The 13,550-nt window shown below is 61.1% G+C and carries 14 protein-coding genes and 1 tRNA gene; all 15 read left to right on the top strand.

Annotated features, from left to right (window positions below; genetic code table 11):
* The 15 genes from secG to B0T39_RS06850 all read left to right on the top strand — a co-directional run bounded on the left by secG (position 1) and on the right by B0T39_RS06850 (position 13,534).
* Entirely contained in the window at positions 1–351 is a 351-nt protein-coding gene (secG, locus tag B0T39_RS06920) for a preprotein translocase subunit SecG (protein ID WP_081545420.1), read from the top strand.
* 17 nt (positions 352–368) lie between these two features.
* Positions 369–453, top strand: a tRNA-Leu gene (locus B0T39_RS06915).
* A gap of 94 nt (positions 454–547) precedes the next feature.
* Positions 548–904, top strand: coding sequence for an NADH-quinone oxidoreductase subunit A (locus tag B0T39_RS06910; protein WP_019103472.1), 357 nt, complete (start codon positions 548–550; stop codon positions 902–904).
* On the top strand, positions 895–1,371 hold the full coding sequence (locus tag B0T39_RS06905) for a NuoB/complex I 20 kDa subunit family protein (RefSeq protein WP_019103471.1): 477 nt from the start codon (positions 895–897) through the stop codon (positions 1,369–1,371). The genes B0T39_RS06910 and B0T39_RS06905 overlap by 10 nt, the downstream gene beginning before the upstream one ends.
* Positions 1,372–1,382: 11 nt before the next feature.
* Positions 1,383–1,979, top strand: coding sequence for an NADH-quinone oxidoreductase subunit C (locus B0T39_RS06900; protein ID WP_081545419.1), 597 nt, complete (start codon positions 1,383–1,385; stop codon positions 1,977–1,979).
* Positions 1,972–3,225, top strand: coding sequence for an NADH-quinone oxidoreductase subunit D (locus B0T39_RS06895; protein WP_081545418.1), 1,254 nt, complete (start codon positions 1,972–1,974; stop codon positions 3,223–3,225). The genes B0T39_RS06900 and B0T39_RS06895 overlap by 8 nt, the downstream gene beginning before the upstream one ends.
* Positions 3,225–3,725, top strand: a complete 501-nt coding sequence (gene nuoE, locus B0T39_RS06890) for an NADH-quinone oxidoreductase subunit NuoE (RefSeq protein ID WP_019103468.1) — start codon at positions 3,225–3,227, stop codon at positions 3,723–3,725. Before B0T39_RS06895 ends, nuoE begins: the two co-directional genes overlap by 1 nt.
* Positions 3,725–5,020: an NADH-quinone oxidoreductase subunit NuoF gene (gene nuoF, locus B0T39_RS06885; protein ID WP_081545417.1), complete on the top strand. Its 1,296-nt coding sequence runs from the start codon at positions 3,725–3,727 to the stop codon at positions 5,018–5,020. Before nuoE ends, nuoF begins: the two co-directional genes overlap by 1 nt.
* Before the next feature lie 3 nt (positions 5,021–5,023).
* The gene (gene nuoG / locus B0T39_RS06880; protein WP_081545416.1) at positions 5,024–7,354 is read left to right on the top strand and encodes an NADH-quinone oxidoreductase subunit NuoG; all 2,331 of its coding nucleotides are present in this window, start codon (positions 5,024–5,026) and stop codon (positions 7,352–7,354) included.
* 3 nt (positions 7,355–7,357) lie between these two features.
* A complete protein-coding gene (gene nuoH / locus B0T39_RS06875; protein ID WP_048413406.1) occupies positions 7,358–8,404 on the top strand; it encodes an NADH-quinone oxidoreductase subunit NuoH in 1,047 nt (348 codons plus the stop codon).
* 28 nt (positions 8,405–8,432) lie between these two features.
* Positions 8,433–8,912 carry an NADH-quinone oxidoreductase subunit NuoI gene (gene nuoI / locus B0T39_RS06870; protein ID WP_217806208.1) on the top strand — a complete coding sequence of 160 codons (480 nt, stop codon included), beginning with the start codon at positions 8,433–8,435 and terminating at the stop codon, positions 8,910–8,912.
* A gap of 9 nt (positions 8,913–8,921) precedes the next feature.
* Positions 8,922–9,581 carry an NADH-quinone oxidoreductase subunit J gene (locus B0T39_RS06865; RefSeq protein ID WP_081545414.1) on the top strand — a complete coding sequence of 220 codons (660 nt, stop codon included), beginning with the start codon at positions 8,922–8,924 and terminating at the stop codon, positions 9,579–9,581.
* Positions 9,582–9,607: 26 nt separating this feature from the next.
* Positions 9,608–9,913 carry an NADH-quinone oxidoreductase subunit NuoK gene (gene nuoK / locus B0T39_RS06860; protein WP_019102195.1) on the top strand — a complete coding sequence of 102 codons (306 nt, stop codon included), beginning with the start codon at positions 9,608–9,610 and terminating at the stop codon, positions 9,911–9,913.
* 32 nt (positions 9,914–9,945) lie between these two features.
* Positions 9,946–11,997, top strand: a complete 2,052-nt coding sequence (gene nuoL, locus B0T39_RS06855) for an NADH-quinone oxidoreductase subunit L (protein WP_081545413.1) — start codon at positions 9,946–9,948, stop codon at positions 11,995–11,997.
* Positions 11,998–12,037: 40 nt separating this feature from the next.
* Entirely contained in the window at positions 12,038–13,534 is a 1,497-nt protein-coding gene (locus B0T39_RS06850; RefSeq protein ID WP_081545412.1) for an NADH-quinone oxidoreductase subunit M, read from the top strand.
* The last annotated feature ends 16 nt before the right edge of the window (positions 13,535–13,550 follow it).

Raw genomic sequence — 13,550 nt, 5'->3', positions numbered from 1 at the left:
ATGGAACTTATTAAGACGCTTATTTGGATCGTAAATCTCCTGTCTGCAGGGACTATTATCGTGCTGGTTTTGATGCAGCACGGCAAAGGCGCGGACATGGGGGCGGCTTTCGGCGGAGGCTCTTCCGGTAGCTTGTTCGGCGCGTCTGGTTCTGCAAATTTCTTGAGTAGAACAACCGCTGTTGCAGCGGCCGTGTTCTTCTCGACTTCCCTTGCTCTGGTTTTTCTGTCTGGGGGCGGAAAAAGCGATTTGGGCGTAATGGGGGCCAAGGTTGAACAGGTTGCACCGCAAATCCCGGCCGGTGTGCCTAGCGATAAAGCTTCGGGTACGGCATCGAAAATACCGGAGTAACAATTAAAGCTTGCTGTGCCGACATGGTGAAATTGGTAGACACGCTATCTTGAGGGGGTAGTGGCGAAAGCTGTGTGAGTTCGAGTCTCACTGTCGGCACCACCATTCAAAAACAGGCCACCGGGACTCCGGTGGCCTGTTTTATTTGGAGCCAAAAGGGGGGTAACCCCCTTTATTTCGTGGGGGTGTACGGGAAATGCTGCAAAATTACTTTCCCATTCTGCTGTTTGTCATGGTCGGACTGTTGGTCGGCGTAGGCCCTATTTTATTGGGCAAACTGCTGGCTCCCAATCGTCCCGATCCTGAGAAACTGTCTCCGTATGAGTGCGGCTTCGAGGCTTTCGAAGACGCTCGCATGAAGTTTGACGTCCGCTATTATCTGATAGCCATCCTCTTCATCCTGTTCGACCTTGAGGTCGCCTTCCTGCTGCCGTGGGCGGTGGTGTTGAAGGAGTTGGGGACCTATGGTCTGGGCGTCATGGTGGAGTTCCTGGGCGTGTTGACCCTGGGCTTCGTCTACATGTGGAAAAAAGGAGCTCTGGAATGGGAGTAGAAGGTATTCTGGAGAAGGGGTTTGTCACCACAACGGCTGACAAGCTCATCAATTACACCCGAACCGGTTCGCTGTGGCCGATGACCTTTGGTCTGGCCTGTTGCGCGGTGGAGATGATGCACGCCGGTGCGGCGCGTTACGACCTCGACCGTTTCGGCATCGTGTTCCGTCCCAGTCCGCGCCAGTCCGATCTGATGATCGTGGCCGGCACGCTGTGCAACAAGATGGCTCCGGCCTTGCGCAAGGTTTACGACCAGATGGCCGAACCGCGCTGGGTGATCTCGATGGGGTCCTGTGCCAACGGCGGCGGCTATTATCATTATTCCTATTCAGTCGTGCGAGGCTGCGACCGCATTGTGCCGGTCGACGTCTACGTGCCCGGCTGTCCGCCAACTGCAGAGGCCTTGCTGTACGGCATTATTCAGCTGCAGAACAAGATCAAACGCACCAACACCATCGCCCGCTAAGGTAGAAACTTATGGCCTCCAAGAAAATGGAAGCGTTAGGGTCGGCTGTGCAGCAGGCGCTGGGCGACAAGCTCGTGCAAAGCACGCTGGCTCTGGAAGAGCTGACCATTGTATGCAAGGCGGCGGATCTGATCGCCGTGGCGACAACGCTGCGCGATCACGCCGACCTGTCTTTTGAGCAATGCATCGATTTGTGCGGCGTGGACTACAGCGCCTACCGCGACGAGGTATGGGACGGTCCGCGCTTCGCCGTTGTCTACCATCTTCTGTCGATCAAGCACAATCAGCGCATCCGCCTGCGCGTGTTCGCCGAAGACGACGCCTTCCCGGTGGTCGCCTCGGTCGTCGGCGTCTGGAGCGGCGTCAACTGGTTCGAGCGCGAGGCGTTCGACCTGTTCGGCATCGTTTTCGACGGCCACCCGGACCTGCGCCGCATCCTGACCGACTACGGTTTTGTCGGCCACCCGTTCCGCAAGGACTTCCCGCTGTCCGGTCACGTGGAAATGCGTTACGACCCGACACAACAGCGCGTGATCTATCAGCCGGTGACCATTGAGCCGCGCGAAATCACGCCGCGCATCATTCGCGAGGAGAACTACGGTGGCTGAAATCCGTAACTACACCCTCAACTTCGGCCCGCAACACCCGGCCGCTCACGGCGTGTTGCGTCTGGTGCTGGAGCTGGACGGCGAAGTGGTCCAGCGGGCGGACCCGCACATCGGCCTGCTGCATCGCGGCACCGAGAAGCTGGCCGAGAGCAAGACCTTCATTCAGTCGCTGCCTTACATGGATCGTCTCGACTACGTGTCCATGATGTGCAACGAGCACGCTTACTGCTTGTCCATCGAGAAGCTGCTGGGCATCGAAGTGCCTGAGCGCGCGCAATACATCCGCGTGATGTTCGCCGAGATCACCCGCCTGCTGAACCACTTGCTGTGGATTGGCGCGCACGGCCTCGACATCGGCGCGATGACCGTATTCCTGTACGCCTTCCGCGAACGCGAAGACCTGATGGATTGCTACGAAGCGGTGTCGGGCGCGCGTCTGCACGCGGCCTACTTCCGTCCCGGCGGCGTATATCGCGATCTGCCGGACAGCATGCCGCAGTACACCGTCTCCAAGATCAAGAACGCCCGCGAGCTGGCCCGCCTGAACGAAGGCCGCCAGGGTTCGCTGCTGGACTTCATCGACGATTTCACCAAGCGTTTCCCGACCTATGTCGACGAATACGAGACCCTGCTGACCGACAACCGCATCTGGAAACAGCGCACCGTCGGCATCGGCGTGGTGTCGCCCGAGCGCGCGCTGAACCTGGGCCTGACCGGTCCGATGCTGCGCGGCTCCGGCATTGCCTGGGATTTGCGCAAGAAGCAGCCCTACGATGTGTATGCCAAGCTGGACTTCGATATTCCGGTGGGCGTCAACGGCGATTGCTACGACCGCTACCTGGTGCGCATCGAAGAGATGCGCCAGTCCAACCGCATCATCCGCCAGTGCGTGGAATGGCTGCGCAAGAATCCGGGCCCGGTGATCACCGACAACCATAAAGTGGCGCCGCCTTCGCGCGAAGGCATGAAGGCCAATATGGAAGACCTGATCCACCACTTCAAACTGTTTACCGAAGGCATGCATGTGCCGGAGGGCGAGGCCTATGTGGGCACCGAGCACCCGAAAGGCGAGTTCGGCGTCTATCTGGTGTCCGACGGCGCCAACAAGCCGTACCGCATGAAGATTCGCGCGCCCGGCTACGCCCACCTGGCGGCGCTGGACGAGATGGCCAAGGGCCATATGATCGCCGACGTGGTGGCCATCATCGGTACGCAGGATATCGTGTTTGGGGAGATTGACCGCTGATGCTGTCCGCTGAATCGCTAGCCAAAATCGATCGCGAAGTCGCCAAATATCCCGCCGACCAGAAACGGTCCGCGGTGATGGGCGCCTTGCGCATCGCGCTGACTGAACGTCGCGAAGCGGGCTCCGCTCCGGAGGAGCGTTGCCTGAATACCGAGGTGATCGAATTCGTCGCCAACTACCTGCAGATTCCGCCGGTAGCCGCGTACGAAGTCGCTACCTTCTACAATATGTACGACATGAAGCCGGTTGGGCAGTACAAGATCACGGTCTGCACCAACCTGCCCTGTGCCTTGTCTGGCGGCGTCAACGCTGCTGAGTACATCTCCAAAAAGTTGGGCATCGCCATCGGCGAGACCAGCGCGGACGGCAAGTACACCTTGCTGGAGGGGGAGTGCATGGGGGCCTGTGGCGACGCGCCGGTCTTGCTGGTCAACAACCACAAGATGTGCAGCTTCATGACGCCCGAAGCAATCGATAAGAAACTGGCGGAGCTGAAATAATGGCAATCTTCGTCAATGGCGTGATTTTCGATGGCGTCGACACTTCCGATCCCCATTGCTGGCAACTGAGCGCCTACGAGGCGCGCGGTGGCTACCAGGCGCTGCGCCGCATCCTGGACAGCAAGATGGCCCAGGAAGACGTGATCGCCGAAGTGAAGAACTCCGGCCTGCGCGGCCGCGGCGGCGCGGGTTTCCCCACCGGCCTGAAATGGAGCTTCATGCCGCGTTCGTTCCCGGGCGACAAATACGTCGTCTGCAATACCGACGAGGGCGAGCCGGGCACTTTCAAGGACCGCGACATCCTGCGCTTCAATCCGCATTCGCTGATTGAAGGCATGATCATCGCCGGTTACGCGATGGGCACCAAGGCCGGCTACAACTACATCCACGGTGAAATCTTCGCTGAATACGAGCGCTTCGAAGAAGCGCTGGATGAAGCGCGCAAGGCGGGTTTGCTGGGGCAGAACATTCTGGGCTCCGGTTTCAACTTCGACCTGTTCGCCCATCATGGCTACGGCGCCTACATCTGCGGCGAGGAAACCGCGTTGCTGGAATCGTTGGAAGGCAAGAAGGGCCAACCGCGCTTCAAGCCGCCGTTCCCGGCCAGCTTCGGCCTGTACGGCAAGCCGACCACCATCAACAACACCGAATCGTTCGCCTCGGTGCCCTTCATCATCCGCGACGGGGCGCAGCCGTTCCTGGAGAAGGGCAAGCCGAACAACGGCGGCACCAAATTGTTCTCGGTTTCCGGCCACGTGAATCGTCCGGGCAACTACGAGATCCCGCTGGGCACGCCGTTCTCCGAACTGCTGGAAGTGGCCGGCGGCATGCGCGACGGCAAGAAGCTTAAAGCGGTGATCCCGGGCGGTTCGTCCGCGCCCATCTTGCCCGCCGACGTCATGATGCAATGCACGATGGACTACGACAGCATCGCCAAAGCCGGCTCGATGCTGGGTTCCGGCGCTGTCATCGTGATGAATGAAGAGGTGTGCATGATCAAGGCGCTGGAGCGTCTGGCCTACTTCTACCACGAAGAATCCTGCGGCCAGTGCACGCCGTGCCGAGAAGGCACCGGTTGGCTGTACCGCGTGATCCACCGCATCGCCAACGGTCAGGGCCGTCCGGGCGATCTGGAGCTTCTGGATTCCGTGGGCAATAACATGGCGGGCCGCACTATCTGTGCGCTGGCCGACGCCGCCGTGTTCCCGGTTCGCAGTTTCACCAAGCATTTCCGTCACGAGTTCGAGTACGCGATCGAACACGGAAAGACCTTGGTGGACCACAAATGGTGTTGAGCGATGCTTGAAATCGAAATCGACGGAAAAAAACTGACGGTCCCGCAAGGCAGCACCGTCATGGAAGCGGCCCACTCGGTGGGCACGTACATTCCGCACTTCTGCTACCACAAGAAGCTGTCCATCGCGGCCAACTGCCGCATGTGCCTGGTGGAAGTGGAAAAGGCGCCCAAGCCGCTGCCGGCTTGCGCTACCCCGGTGACCGACGGCATGAAGGTCCATACCCACTCCGACATGGCCAAGAAGGCTCAGGCCGGCGTGATGGAATTCCTGCTGATCAACCACCCGCTGGATTGCCCGATCTGCGACCAAGGCGGCGAATGCCAGCTGCAGGATCTGGCCGTGGGCTACGGCAACTCCTCCTCGCGCTACCAGGAAGAAAAGCGCGTGGTGGTGGGCAAGGACATGGGGCCGCTGGTCTCGGCGGAAGAAATGTCGCGTTGCATTCACTGCACACGCTGCGTGCGCTTTACCGAGGAAGTCGGCGGCTTCCAGGAAATCGGCATGGCCCATCGCGGCGAGTTTTCCGAGATTCTGCCCTTCCTCGGCAAGACCGTGGATTCGGAAATCTCCGGCAACGTCATTGATCTGTGCCCGGTGGGCGCGCTGACCTCCAAGCCGTTCCGCTACAGCACCCGCGCTTGGGAGTTGTCGCGCCGCAAATCGGTCAGCCCGCACGACGGCCTGGGCTCCAACCTGATCGTTCAGGTCAAGAGCAATGAAGTGATGCGCGTGCTGCCGCTGGAAAACGAAGCCATCAACGAGTGCTGGATCGCCGACCGCGACCGCTTCTCCTACGAGGGCTTGAACTCGGCCGAGCGCTTGAAGCAGCCGATGATCAAGTTCGACGGCAAGTGGCACGAAACCGATTGGGAAACCGCGCTCAACTACGTGGTCAAGGGCCTGAACGGCGTGTCCGCCGATCACGGCAAGGACGCCATCGGTTTCCTGACCAGCCCGCACTCCACCACTGAAGAATTGCATCTGGCGCAGAAGCTGGCGCGCGCCTTCGGCGTGGAAAGCATTGATTACCGCCTGCGCCGCAGCGACTTCGCTGCCGACGCGGCCAAGCAGGGCGCGGAATGGCTGGGCTCCAGCATTTCCGATCTGGCCGCGGCCAAATCGGTGTTGGTGGTGGGCTCCACGCTGCGCAAGGAACAGCCGCTGCTGACCTCGCGTCTGCGCTCCGCGGCCAAGAAAGGCAGCGAGCTTAACATTATCCACGTCGCCGACGACGACCTGCTGATCAAGATCAACGCCAAGCTGATCGTGTCGCCGCTGGCGTTGGTCAACGGCTTCGCCCAGGTGCTGAAGGCCGTGGCGGAGATCAAGGGCGGCGAAACCGCCATTGATCTGTCCTCGGTGGAAGTCTCCGCCGAGGCGCGCCGCATCGCCGAAAGCCTGAGCGGCGCGGAAACCGCCGCCGTGGCGCTGGGCAATGTGGCTCAGCATCATCCGGCGTTCAGCCAACTGCTGTCCGTGGCGCAGGAGATTGCGCGCCTGAGCGGCGCCAGCTTCGGCGTGCTGTCCGAGGCCGCCAACAGCGTGGGCGCGGAACTGGTGGGCGCGCTGCCGCAAGGCGCGGGCGCCAACGCCGCCGCGATGATCGCGCAGCCGAAGAAGGCTTACGTGCTGCTGAACACCGAAGTCGAGTTCGACAGCTACAACCCGCAGGCTGCCGTCGCCGCGATGAAGCAGGCCTCCACCGTGATCGCGTTGACCGCGTTCAAGGGCCAGGGCTTGCTGGATTACGCCGATGTGCTGCTGCCGATCGCGCCGTTCTCCGAAACCGCTGGCTCCTTCGTCAATATGGAAGGCAAGCTGCAGCCGTTCAACGGCGTGGTGCGTCCGCTGGGCGAAGCCCGCCCGGCCTGGAAAGTGCTGCGGGTACTGGGCAATATGCTGAATCTGCCCGGCTTCGACTTCAACAGTGCCGAGGAAGTGCGCGCCGAACTGCTGGCCAAGGGCGACATCGCCGCGCGTCTGAACAACGCGCTGAGCCATCTGAACGTCGCGGCCGCCGCGGCCGCCGGTCTGAGCCGCATCGGCGAAGTGCCGTTGTATCAGGCCGACGCGGTCTGCCGTCGCGCCGAGTCGCTGCAACAGACCCGCGACGCGGCGGAGCCGGTGGCTTCCGCCCACAGCGGCCTGCTGCAGAAGCTGGGCATCGCCGTCGACAGCACCGCATTGCTGAGCCAGGGTTCCGGCCAGGCGCGCGTGCGCATCGTCGCCGACGACAGCCTGCCGCAGGATACGGTCCGCATCGCCACCGCTCACGCGGCCACGCTGGCGCTGGGCGGCATGTTCGACGCTATCGAGATCACCCAGGGGTAAAGCATGGAGTTCTTGCAAGGTATTCTTGGCACTGACGCGGGGCTCGTGGTTTGGACCCTGTTGAAGATCATCGCCATCGTATTGCCGATGCTGCTGTGCGTCGCCTACCTGACCTATGCCGAGCGCAAGGTCATCGGCTTCATGCAGATCCGCATCGGCCCCAACCGGGTAGGCCCGCTGGGCCTGCTGCAGCCGATCGCCGACGCGGTCAAGCTGCTGATGAAGGAAATCATCCTGCCCACCAACTCCAGCAAGGGCCTGTTCCTGCTGGCGCCGGTGCTGTCCATCGCTCCGGCGCTGGCGGCCTGGGCGGTGATTCCGTTCACCGACAAGCTGGTGCTGGCCAACGTCAACGCCTCGCTGCTCTACATCCTGGCGCTGACCTCGATGGGCGTGTACGGCGTGATCATCGCCGGCTGGGCGGGCAACTCCAAGTACTCCTTCCTCGGCGCCATGCGTTCCGCCGCCCAGATCGTGTCCTACGAACTGGCGATGGGCTTCGCGCTGATCGGCGTGCTGATGGTGTCCAGCAGCCTGAACCTGGTGGAGATCGTCCAGCAGCAAGGGCAGGGCATGGCCGGCGGTTCCGTACTGTCGTGGAACTGGCTGCCGCTGTTCCCGCTGTTCGTGGTCTACCTGATTTCCGGCGTGGCCGAAACCAACCGCGCGCCGTTTGACGTGGCCGAGGGCGAATCCGAGATCGTGGCTGGTTTCCACGTTGAGTACTCGGGCATGGCCTTCGCCATCTTCTTCCTGGCCGAATACGCCAACATGATCCTGGTCGCCGCACTGACCGCGCTGCTGTTCCTAGGCGGCTGGCTGTCGCCGTTCCCGGCGTCCTGGGGCATTCTGGGCGCGGGCGGTTTCTTCTGGCTGGCGCTTAAAGTGGCCATGGTGCTGTTCTGCTTCCTGTGGTTCCGCGCCACCTTCCCGCGTTATCGCTATGACCAGATCATGCGTCTGGGCTGGAAGGTGTTCATCCCGGTGACCCTGGTGTGGATCCTGGTGGTGGGCGTCTGGATGATGACCCCGCTGTCCTTGTGGCACTGAGACGGGGATAGGTGAAAAAATGAATTCGATCCGAAACTTTTTCAAGACCTTCCTGCTGGTGGAGCTGGTCAAGGGCCTGATGGTCACTGGCCGCTATTTCTTCGCCCGCAAGATCACGGTTCAGTTCCCCGAAGAGAAGACGCCGATTTCGCCGCGCTTCCGCGGCCTGCACGCTCAGCGCCGCTACGCCAACGGCGAAGAACGCTGCATCGCCTGCAAGCTGTGCGAGGCGGTGTGCCCGGCGATGGCGATCAGCATTGAGTCCGAACAGCGCGACGACGGCACCCGCCGCACCTCGCGCTACGACATTGATCTGACCAAGTGCATCTTCTGCGGCTTCTGCGAGGAAGCCTGTCCGGTGGACGCCATCGTGGAAACCCACATCTTCGAATACCACGGCGAAAAACGTGGCGATCTGTACTACACCAAGCCGATGCTGCTGGCGATCGGCGACAAGTACGAAGCCGAGATCGCCGCCAGCAAGGCGGCCGATGCCAAGTATCGCTAAGGAGGGGTCATGAACTTCACAATGTTTGTCTTCTATGTTCTGTCCGCCATCCTGGTGTTCGCGGGCATCCGCGTGGTGACGGCCAAGAACCCGATTCACGCCGCTCTGTTCCTGGTGCTGGCCTTCTTCAACAGCGCCGGTCTCTGGCTGCTGATGGAGGCCGAGTTCCTGGCCATCACCCTGGTGGTGGTGTATGTGGGCGCGGTGATGGTGCTGTTCCTGTTTGTGGTGATGATGCTGGACATCAACATCGAGAAACTGCGCGAGGGCTTCTGGAAGAATCTTCCAGTCGCCGCCGCCGTCGGCATCATCATGGTGTTTGAAATGGCGATGATTCTGGCCAGCCCCAGCGCCAGGCTTGACGCCTACCAGGCCGCCGCGCCGCTGGCAGCGGACTTCAGCAACGTCAAAGTGCTGGGTCGCCAGCTGTACACCACGTATCTGCTGCCCTTCGAAGTGGCGGCGGTGGTGCTGCTGCTGGCCATGGTGGCCGCCATCGGCCTGACCATGCGCAGCCGCAAGGACACCAAGGCGATCGATCCGGCCCTGCAGGTCAAGGTCAAACGCAAGGACCGCGTGCGACTGGTGAAAATGCAGGCTGAACAGCCTGCTGAAGAATCCACGGTGGAGGAGGCCTCCGAGGCCGAATCCGGTAAGCAACAGGCCTGACGGCCAATCAACATAAGGGAGGAAATGTGCTGACACTGACTCACTTCCTGGTGCTGGCCGCAATCCTGTTTGCCATCGGCGTGCTAGGCGTTTTCCTGAACCGGAAAAATCTGATCGTGCTGCTGATGGCCATCGAGCTGATGCTGCTCGCGGTGAACTTCAATTTCATCGCGTTCTCGCATTACCTGTCGGATACGGCAGGCCAGATCTTCGTATTCTTCATCCTGACGGTGGCTGCGGCCGAAGCCGCGATCGGTCTCGCCATTCTGGTGGTGCTGTTCCGCAATCTGCGCACCATCAACGTTGAAGACTTGGGCAGCCTCAAAGGCTAAGGCAAACCGGAACCTACACAAAGCACACAAGCATGGATATGAAGAGCTTATACCTGCTGATTGCACTCGCCCCGTTGGCGGGTTCCATCATTGCAGGCCTATTTGGATGGGCCATCGGCCGGCGCGCTTCGCACGTCGTGACGATAGCCGGCGTGGCGTTGTCCGCCGCGCTGTCGCTCAAGGTGCTTCACGCCTTCCTGACCGGGCAGGCTGAAGTGTTCAACGGTCCGGTTTACACCTGGCTGACGGTGGGAGGCTACGAGTTCTCGGTGGGCTTCCTGGTGGACTCGCTGACCGCGATGATGCTGGTGGTGGTCACCAGCGTGTCGCTGATGGTGCACATTTACACCATCGGCTACATGCAGGAAGATCCGGGCTATCAGCGTTTCTTCAGCTATATCTCGCTGTTTACCTTCTCGATGCTGATGCTGGTGATGAGCAACAACTTCATCCAGCTGTTCTTCGGTTGGGAAGCGGTGGGCCTGGTGTCCTACCTGCTGATCGGCTTCTGGTTCAAGCGTCCGACCGCGATCTACGCCAACCTGAAAGCCTTTCTGGTCAACCGCGTCGGCGACTTCGGCTTTTTGCTGGGCATCGGCCTGGTGCTGGCCTACTTCGGCGGTTCGCTGAACTACAGCGATGTGTTCGCCGCCGCTCCGGCGCTGGCTAACAAGACCATCAGCCTGATTCCGGGCACCGAATGGTCGCTGCTGAGCGTGACCTGCATCCTGCTGTTCATCGGCGCGATGGGCAAATCGGCGCAGTTCCCGCTGCACGTCTGGCTGCCGGACTCGATGGAAGGTCCGACCCCGATTTCGGCGCTGATCCACGCGGCCACCATGGTGACCGCCGGCATCTTTATGGTGTCGCGCATGAGCCCGCTGTTCGAACTGTCCGACACCGCGTTGAACGTGATCATGGTCGCCGGTTCCATCACCGCGCTGTTCATGGGCTTCCTCGGCATCGTCCAGAACGACATCAAGCGCGTGGTGGCTTACTCCACGCTGTCGCAACTGGGTTACATGACCGTGGCGCTGGGCGCCTCGGCCTACTCGGTGGCGATGTTCCATGTGATGACCCACGCCTTCTTCAAGGCGCTGCTGTTCCTGGCGGCGGGCTCGGTGATCATCGGCATGCACCATGATCAGGACATGCGCAATATGGGCGGCCTGCGCAAGTACATGCCCATCACCTGGCTGACTTCGCTTTTGGGTTCGCTGGCCTTGATCGGCACGCCGTTCTTCTCCGGCTTCTACTCCAAGGACTCCATCATCGAGGCGGTGCACGCGTCCAATCTGTCCGCGTCCGGTTTCGCCTACTTTGCGGTGATCGCCGGCGTGTTCGTGACCGCTTTCTACTCCTTCCGCATGTATTTCCTGGTCTTCCACGGCAAGGAGCGCTGGATGCAGAACCATGGTTCGCATCACGAGCACCACGGCGACAGCGATGAGGAAGAAGTGTCCCACGACCATCATCACGGCCTGGGTCCGAACGACAAGCCGCACGAGTCCCCGTGGGTGGTGACTCTGCCGCTGGTGCTGCTGGCGATTCCATCTGTGCTGGTGGGTTACTTCGCGATCGAGCCGCTGCTGTACGGCGACTTCTTCAAGGGCGTGATCACGGTCAACCACGAACTGCATCCGGCGATGGAAGAGATCGCCCGCGAGTTCCACGGCGCCGCCGCCATGGGCGTGCACTCGCTGAGCACGCTGCCGTTCTGGCTGGCGCTGGCCGGCGTGGCCACCGCCTGGTTCTTCTACATGAAGGCGCCGCAGATTCCGGCCGCCATCAAGCAGAAGTTCAGCCTGGTGAACAAGGTCCTGGAAAACAAGTACTACCTGGACGAGATCTATTTCGCCGTGTTCGCCAAGGGCTCTCGCGCTCTGGGCACCCTCTTCTGGAAGGTGGGCGACATGTTGCTGATCGATGGTCTGTTAGTGAACGGCACCGCCAAGCTGGTGGCGACGTTCTCCGGCTTCATCCGCCGCGCGCAAACCGGCTTCATCTACAGCTACGCCACCGCGATGATCATCGGGGTGCTGGCGCTGATGACGGTGTGGTTCTGGCCGCTGATCTGGCGTTGAGCCCGGACTCCGGGATTGGAATAACAACTTGGGTTTGACTATGTTCACAAATCTATTGACTCTGGTGATCTGGGCCCCGATAGCGGCCGGGTTGCTGGTGCTGGCAACCGGGGGCGATCAGCGGGCCTCGCTGGCGCGCTGGCTGGCCGCGGCGGGAGCCCTGGCGGGCTTCCTGCTGTCGCTGCCGCTGTTCACTGAATTCAACAATCTCAGCGGCGGCATGCAGTTCGTCGAGATGAAGCCGTGGATTGAATCCCTCGGCATCAACTACCACCTGGGCGTGGACGGCATCTCGATGCTGTTCATCGTGCTCAACAGCTTCACCACCTTGCTGGTGGTGGTGGCCGGTTGGCAGGTGATCCAGAAGCGCGTGTCGCAGTACATGGCCGCCTTCCTGATCATGTCCGGTCTGATCAACGGCGCTTTCGCCGCGCTGGACGCCATCTTGTTCTATGTCTTCTTCGAAGGCATGCTGATTCCGATGTATCTGATCATCGGCGTTTGGGGCGGCCCGCGTCGCGTGTACGCGTCGATCAAGTTCTTCCTTTACACCCTGCTGGGCTCGCTGCTGATGCTGGTGGCCTTGATCTACCTGTACTTCCAGGCTGGCAAGTCCTTCGACATTCAGGCTTTCCAGGATATCGCCAAGATCCCACTGACGGTGCAGATCCTGCTGTTCGTCGCCTTCTTCCTGTCCTTCGCGGTGAAGGTGCCGATGTGGCCGGTGCATACCTGGTTGCCGGACGCCCACGTGGAAGCGCCGACCGGCGGCTCCATGGTACTGGCCGCAATCACGCTGAAGATCGGCGCCTACGGCTTCCTGCGGTTCGTGCTGCCCATCCTGCCCGACGCCGCGCGCGAGCTGTCCGGCGTGATGGTGGCGCTGTCGCTGGTGGCGGTGGTCTACATCGGCCTGGTGGCGCTGGTGCAGTCCGACATGAAGAAGCTGGTGGCGTATTCCTCCATTTCGCACATGGGTTTCGTCACCCTGGGTCTGTTTCTGTTCACCGGTTCCGAACTGAATCAGTGGGCGGTTGAGGGCGCGCTGGTGCAGATGGTATCCCACGGCTTCGTATCCGCCGCGATGTTCTTCTGCATCGGCGTGATGTACGACCGCGTGCACAGCCGCAACATCGCCGACTACGGCGGCGTGGCCAACAAGATGCCGATTTTCGCCGCCTTCATGATGCTGTTCGCGATGGCCAACTCCGGCCTGCCGGCCACTTCCGGCTTCGTCGGTGAGTTCATGGTGATCATGGGCGCGGTGCAGGTGAACTTCTGGTACGCGGCGCTGGCCGCCACCACGCTGATCTTCGGCGCGGCCTATACCTTGTGGATGTACAAGCGCGTGATCTTCGGCGATGTGGGCAACAGCCATGTGGCCGAGCTGTCCGACGTCAACAAGCGCGAATTCCTGGTACTGGCCATCCTGGCCATCGCGGTGCTGGGCATGGGCCTGTACCCGCAAGCCTTTGTCGAGAAAATGCACCTGTCGGTCAATGACCTGATTCTGCATGTCTCGCAGAGCAAGCTGTAAGCGCGGAAGGAATGGA

This window comes from Chromobacterium haemolyticum, from assembly GCF_002081825.1.
Classification (GTDB): Bacteria; Pseudomonadota; Gammaproteobacteria; order Burkholderiales; family Chromobacteriaceae; genus Chromobacterium; species Chromobacterium fluminis.
The sequence above is the reverse complement of the archived record's forward strand: the minus strand, read 5'-3'. Positions and strand labels throughout refer to the sequence as shown.

What these genes read in the sequence shown, in the direction of transcription:
- secG (WP_081545420.1), top strand. Translation starts at nt 1, where the DNA reads ATGGAACTTATTAAGACGCTTATTTGGATCGTAAATCTCCTGTCTGCA.
- B0T39_RS06910 (WP_019103472.1), top strand. Translation starts at nt 548, where the DNA reads ATGCTGCAAAATTACTTTCCCATTCTGCTGTTTGTCATGGTCGGACTG.
- B0T39_RS06905 (WP_019103471.1), top strand. Translation starts at nt 895, where the DNA reads ATGGGAGTAGAAGGTATTCTGGAGAAGGGGTTTGTCACCACAACGGCT.
- B0T39_RS06900 (WP_081545419.1), top strand. Translation starts at nt 1,383, where the DNA reads ATGGCCTCCAAGAAAATGGAAGCGTTAGGGTCGGCTGTGCAGCAGGCG.
- nuoE (WP_019103468.1), top strand. Translation starts at nt 3,225, where the DNA reads ATGCTGTCCGCTGAATCGCTAGCCAAAATCGATCGCGAAGTCGCCAAA.
- nuoF (WP_081545417.1), top strand. Translation starts at nt 3,725, where the DNA reads ATGGCAATCTTCGTCAATGGCGTGATTTTCGATGGCGTCGACACTTCC.
- nuoG (WP_081545416.1), top strand. Translation starts at nt 5,024, where the DNA reads ATGCTTGAAATCGAAATCGACGGAAAAAAACTGACGGTCCCGCAAGGC.
- nuoH (WP_048413406.1), top strand. Translation starts at nt 7,358, where the DNA reads ATGGAGTTCTTGCAAGGTATTCTTGGCACTGACGCGGGGCTCGTGGTT.
- B0T39_RS06865 (WP_081545414.1), top strand. Translation starts at nt 8,922, where the DNA reads ATGAACTTCACAATGTTTGTCTTCTATGTTCTGTCCGCCATCCTGGTG.
- nuoL (WP_081545413.1), top strand. Translation starts at nt 9,946, where the DNA reads ATGGATATGAAGAGCTTATACCTGCTGATTGCACTCGCCCCGTTGGCG.
- B0T39_RS06850 (WP_081545412.1), top strand. Translation starts at nt 12,038, where the DNA reads ATGTTCACAAATCTATTGACTCTGGTGATCTGGGCCCCGATAGCGGCC.